The organism is Dolichospermum sp. LEGE 00246 (genome assembly GCF_015207865.1).
Taxonomy (GTDB): Bacteria; Cyanobacteriota; Cyanobacteriia; order Cyanobacteriales; family Nostocaceae; genus Dolichospermum; species Dolichospermum heterosporum.
This window is the reverse complement of sequence record NZ_JADEWA010000414.1, coordinates 1-4,906: the sequence shown is the minus strand read 5'-3', so window position 1 is coordinate 4,906 and position 4,906 is coordinate 1. Positions and strand designations below refer to the sequence as shown.

The following is a 4,906-nucleotide window of genomic DNA, read 5'->3' as shown; positions in this document are numbered from 1 at the left end:
CGAATTATTGTCCCTAAAGTCTATTGGCAATATACGACAACGAAGATATTAACTTTAGAATATAAACCAGGAATTAAAATCAATGATAAGGCGGCTTTGGAAGCTTGCGGAATCAATATTCATAAAGTAAATGAAACGGGAATTTGTTGTTATTTAAAGCAACTATTACAAGATGGGTTTTTTCAAGTTGATCCCCATCCAGGGAATATGGCAGTCAATTCAGATGGTAGTATTATCTTCTATGATTTTGGCATGATGGCAGAAGTCCGAACTTTGGACAAAGAGGAGATGATTAAAACTTTTTTTGCTATTTTAAAAAAGGATAGTAATGAGGTAGTAAATACTTTGATGAATATGGGATTACTTGAACCGATCCCAGACATGACTCCAGTAAAAAGATTAGTCACATTTTTATTAGATAAATTCACCGATAAACCCTTAGATATTAAAGCATTGAGTGAGGTAAAAATTGAACTTTATGAAATGTTTGAACAGCAACCATTTCGCTTACCTGCTCAAATGACATTTATTTTAAAATCCATAACCACATTAGATGGAATTGCCAGAACTTTAGAGCCTCAATATAATCCTACAGTATTATCCCAATCATTTATCAAAAGTCTAGCAGTCACAAAAAGTAAAGGAAATACTATCGCTCAATTAAGCCATCAAGCTAGGGATTTTATTCAATATCAATTGACAAAACCGAATAAAACTGAAGTTTTAGTGAAAAAATTAGCAGAAAGAGTTGAAAGGGGAGAGTTACAATTAAGAGTTAAAAATGTTGAAAGCGATCGCATCTTAGGACAAATTTATCTAGCCATCAAAACCTTAATTTATGCTTGTTTAACAGGATTTAGTCTATTGACGGGGTTAATCTTAATCATCTCTAAGTATCATAATTGGGCGATCGCCATTTTTTGTATATGTGCTTTCTGTCTATATTTATTAGTTAAATCCCTCATAAAATTAGCAATTATCGAAAAAATAGAAAAACTGGGCAAAAAGTGACTGAGGGGCGCAGGCCCTACGCTCCTCACATATCAGTTAATTGGTGAGAAAGATAGAGGTAGAGTGAGTGTAAAAGTAATCTCACTGAGTTGAGAATTGAGGATAGGAATGCTCTCAACAGTAATTACACCATTGAGATGTTGCACTAAAGACTTAACCAAAGCCAGTCCTAAACCAGTTCCGGGAATCCAGCGCCCTTTACCACGCCGAAATTTATCGAAGATATAAGCTGCTTCTTCTGGAGATATTCCCCGTCCAGTATTTGTCACCTTAATAATAACCTGATCAAGTTTCCCTATCACTTGGGGAGTGACTTGTACGCGGACGGTTGTATCATGCTCCGAGTATTTACAGACATTAGTTAATAGTTCTTGTATAATCCGGTCAAAAATCTCGACTTCTGTTTGTAACTTTAAAGGCTGATTCGGTAATTCTACTACAATACGTAATTCTTTATCTGTAAGTTGTTGATCAAAGGACGTGAGCAGTTCTTGAATTTTAGTGTTTAACTCTAGACTTTCAAATTGCGGTAATTCTTGATGAGATTCTAGTTTTTGCAGGGTTAACAGGTCGTTAATTAAGTTAATTTCTTTAGTACATTCTGACTCTAAGATGTTTAAATACCGGTCTTGACGTTCTGGAGATATTCCTGGTAAACGTAAATTACGGATAGACATAAGCATATTTGTCAGAGGATAGCGCAAGCGATCGCTAATATTGCTGACAAATTCATCTTTAAGTTCATTTAATTGTTGTAGTTGTTCTACGTATTGCCTAGTTCTTTCATACAATTTTGCTTGGACTTCTAAACTGCGCTGGAGTTGTTCAGTCCGTTCATCTACTAAAGTTTGGACTTGTTGCAATCTTTGGGATTGAATAACAGCATCACTTAATTGAGCGCAAAGTATTTCTATTAAATTTACGTCTGTTGTTTCCCCGTTACGAGTAGTTGCTGGCTGTAAAACTACAAATCCTAAAACCTTACCTTGACTTTCCAATGGCATTAATATCCCATGAGTAACCTCTTTAATGGCAAATAAAGGAGCAGAATTACTAGTATTTTCATCTTCACAATTATGACTCATAATTGGTTTTCCCGGATCTGTAAATAGGAGTTGGCATAAACATGGGCAATTTCTTCTGGTTGCTGCATGAGATTACTAGGAACTGTATGTAGTTTTTCTACATTAAGTAGTGAGACAGAATTAATTACACAATGTCATTGCGTTAGCGCAGCGTGGCGTTGTGTTACCTGAAAACTTCTTTACTCTTGCCTCTTGCCTTGCGATAACGACAATTTTCAACGCCAACCTACTTAAGTGATGGTGAAAATAATATTTGAAATTTTGATCTTGTGTGAATCTGGCATTTAGGATATCCTGTCTCTAACTAGATATAAACCGTAATCCCTCTATAATTAACCTAGAAATATCAACTTTTACATCCGAATTAACACGGGAAACCTGACCTAATCAGTACAATTATCTTAAATAAATTTAAAGATTAGGATTTTACCCAGTTACTAAGGTAGTTCCCGGGTAAAATTAACTAAAACTGCCGACTAATCAACCAAACTCTCAAGACTCAGAGGAACCATATCACCATTCCTAGTCAGTCCTAATAACATTGATTGTTGCGATTCAATTAATTTACCTGTAAGTACACAGCACTCATCTTGTTGTGCCACAGCAGAAATACTGGCGCGAATATCAGATTTAGAAAAACGGGGTTTCCATTCACCTGATTTTTGCTGGATATAATTCCAGAGAATATCCCGAATTAAAGACTGATATCCCCGATTGCCCGCGATATCTTTGAGCTTTTCCTTCAGTTCCCGTTCTAGACGAATACTAGTAACTTCCATCTCAGTTGTTGGGGTGCGTGTAATGGTCTGCATGATTTTTTCTCCTTATAGATATAGACAGGATAGTAATACAAGTGTAGTATGTTTAAAAGAATGTTCAATAGGTGAAATTTTCTGTGAAATCCATTTATCCCATCTCTACCTCTTCACAAGCAACCAAATGCCTCGGCAGTTGGGAATTTGCTGCTGCGGACGTGGAGAATTTATTTATGGGCGAGGATAGCCAACATCAAGGCAATTATGATTTTAAATATCCCAGCATGAATTTGCTGAATACAAAACCACAAATAGAGATCAAACGCGGGAGGTACAAGCTAAAAAATGCTGTACCAAAATAAGACTAAAAACCATCAGGTCAGTTGTTAACCCCCGCAGTGTCTCAGACAACAAGCGGGGGTTTTTTTATAAGGAGTTAGGCTGTGACAAGCGCAATCCAAGTATTAGAGCAATCTGTGGTCGTGTTTTCCCAGAATTACTTGCCACTGTGTCGAGTAAATATCAAGCGGGCGATAGTGTTGCTAGTCAGCAATAAAGCCGAGCCATTGGAATTTTCTACAGAAGACGGCTGGTTAATTCACTCATCTAGATTCGTCCTCTCTGTACCCAAACACATTCGCTTAAAAATTGCTGCGACGGAACGAATTTGACACTCCCCGGTCTAAAGACGCGGGGATTCTTAATCGAATAATTGTCAAGACAACTGCTCGAATAATATCCGCTTTTCAGGTATTACCTTAGATGTACGGTTCTTGCCCTGATCCTGTTTGCCATTACTGGCAGAATCATCTCTGACAAGCGTAACTTTCAAAGAGTCCCCCGGTAGGTTTTTAATGTCTTTGCTGACAAATTTTAAATTAGCTCTTCGTAAAATTGTCCGAGAAGCCTGAGTATCAGCATGGTCAATATGACCACAATGTTCACAAATGAACTTTTCGCCATCTCTATTAGCTTTACTAATATGATGACAAGCCGAACATTCTTGAGAAGTAAATTTAGGATGAACGGATAATACTGGCTTACCAGACTTCAATGCCAGCCAAGCAATCTTAGAAAATAATTCGCCCCAACTGGCATCAGAAATAGAGCGATTTAATCCACGTTTTGCAGATTGACCATTAGCCATAAATCGTCCTTGCTGCCTTTTGGGTTTGCAGCGGGACTTCATAGCCTTAACATTTAGATGCTCTTGGACAATTGCCTCAGCGGTGTTAACAACTTTATTAGCTGCTTTCCATTGATGATCATTTCGCTTATCTGCAATTTTTTTATGTAGCTTGGCAACTATTTTCCCAGCTTTTTTGCGATTGTTAGAACCCTTGACTTTACGATTAACTCGGCGCTGTCTAATTCTTAATTGACGGCGAATTTTCTTATTAGTTGCCAGATGAGGATTTTCAATAAACGAACCATCAGACAAAGAAATTAATTTATTAATTCCTACATCAATACCTACTGCCGACTTAACGATTTCAATTCCTGTAACTTCAGGTAAAGATTCAGGCAAGTTGAGCAATACACTCATGTACCAGCCATCAGCTTCTTGAATTACTGTTACCGTTCTAATGTCAGCATCTACTGGAATAGTACGACTATCAAAATAGCGCATAGTCCCCAGTCCAGGAAAGTAGGCATGGGAATAGCATCTTGGCTGATTAGATTCACGATTAACAGTTAATTTTACTTGTCCTGGCTTGAATTGAAAAGTTTTAAAGTTAGCTGCTTTACGAAACGCAGGGAAACCCCTTTTGTGTTGAAAAAATCCGTGATAAGCAATATCTAATTTAGCTAAATTGCCTTGTAAAACATCTGAATTAATTCGGCTATACCATTCAGACTCAGAACGTAATTCAGTTGTTCTTTTACTTTGAATATCAGTCGCGTTACCCCAGATTAAACCATGCTTTTTGCTATTTTTTGTTAACTCAGCATACATGATGCCATGTTTAACAATAGGGCAGGTCAAAGGGCAATAAGAACCATATTCAATTCGACTATCTAAGTCTGAGAATGCACCATAATAGTACATCACGG

At 37.2% G+C, this 4,906-nt stretch carries 4 protein-coding genes and 2 pseudogenes; 3 read left to right on the top strand and 3 right to left on the bottom strand.

What is annotated here, in order from left to right:
- Nucleotides 1-1,011: AarF/ABC1/UbiB kinase family protein (locus IQ228_RS21085; protein ID WP_193964303.1), on the top strand; the 1,011-nt coding region annotated here is incomplete at its 5' end.
- 32 nt (nt 1,012-1,043) lie between these two features.
- Here IQ228_RS21085 and IQ228_RS21080 read toward each other — a convergent pair.
- Nucleotides 1,044-2,135: pseudogene (locus tag IQ228_RS21080) on the bottom strand (ATP-binding protein); the annotation flags it as partial.
- A 437-nt stretch (nt 2,136-2,572) separates the two neighbouring features.
- Nucleotides 2,573-2,908, bottom strand: coding sequence for a ribbon-helix-helix domain-containing protein (locus tag IQ228_RS21075; protein ID WP_027403244.1), 336 nt, complete (start codon nt 2,906-2,908; stop codon nt 2,573-2,575).
- Nucleotides 2,909-2,991: 83 nt separating this feature from the next.
- On the opposite strand from IQ228_RS21075, the gene IQ228_RS21070 reads away from it, so the two are divergent.
- Together IQ228_RS21070 and IQ228_RS21065 are read left to right on the top strand one after the other, a co-directional pair.
- Nucleotides 2,992-3,213, top strand: coding sequence for a hypothetical protein (locus tag IQ228_RS21070; RefSeq protein WP_257120231.1), 222 nt, complete (start codon nt 2,992-2,994; stop codon nt 3,211-3,213).
- Between the two features lie 81 nt (nt 3,214-3,294).
- Nucleotides 3,295-3,519: pseudogene (locus tag IQ228_RS21065) on the top strand (HNH endonuclease); the annotation flags it as partial.
- Nucleotides 3,520-3,566: 47 nt separating this feature from the next.
- On the opposite strand, the gene IQ228_RS21060 reads toward IQ228_RS21065, so the two are convergent.
- A partial coding sequence (locus IQ228_RS21060) for an RNA-guided endonuclease TnpB family protein (RefSeq protein WP_193964299.1) occupies nt 3,567-4,906 on the bottom strand: 1,340 nt, incomplete at its 5' end.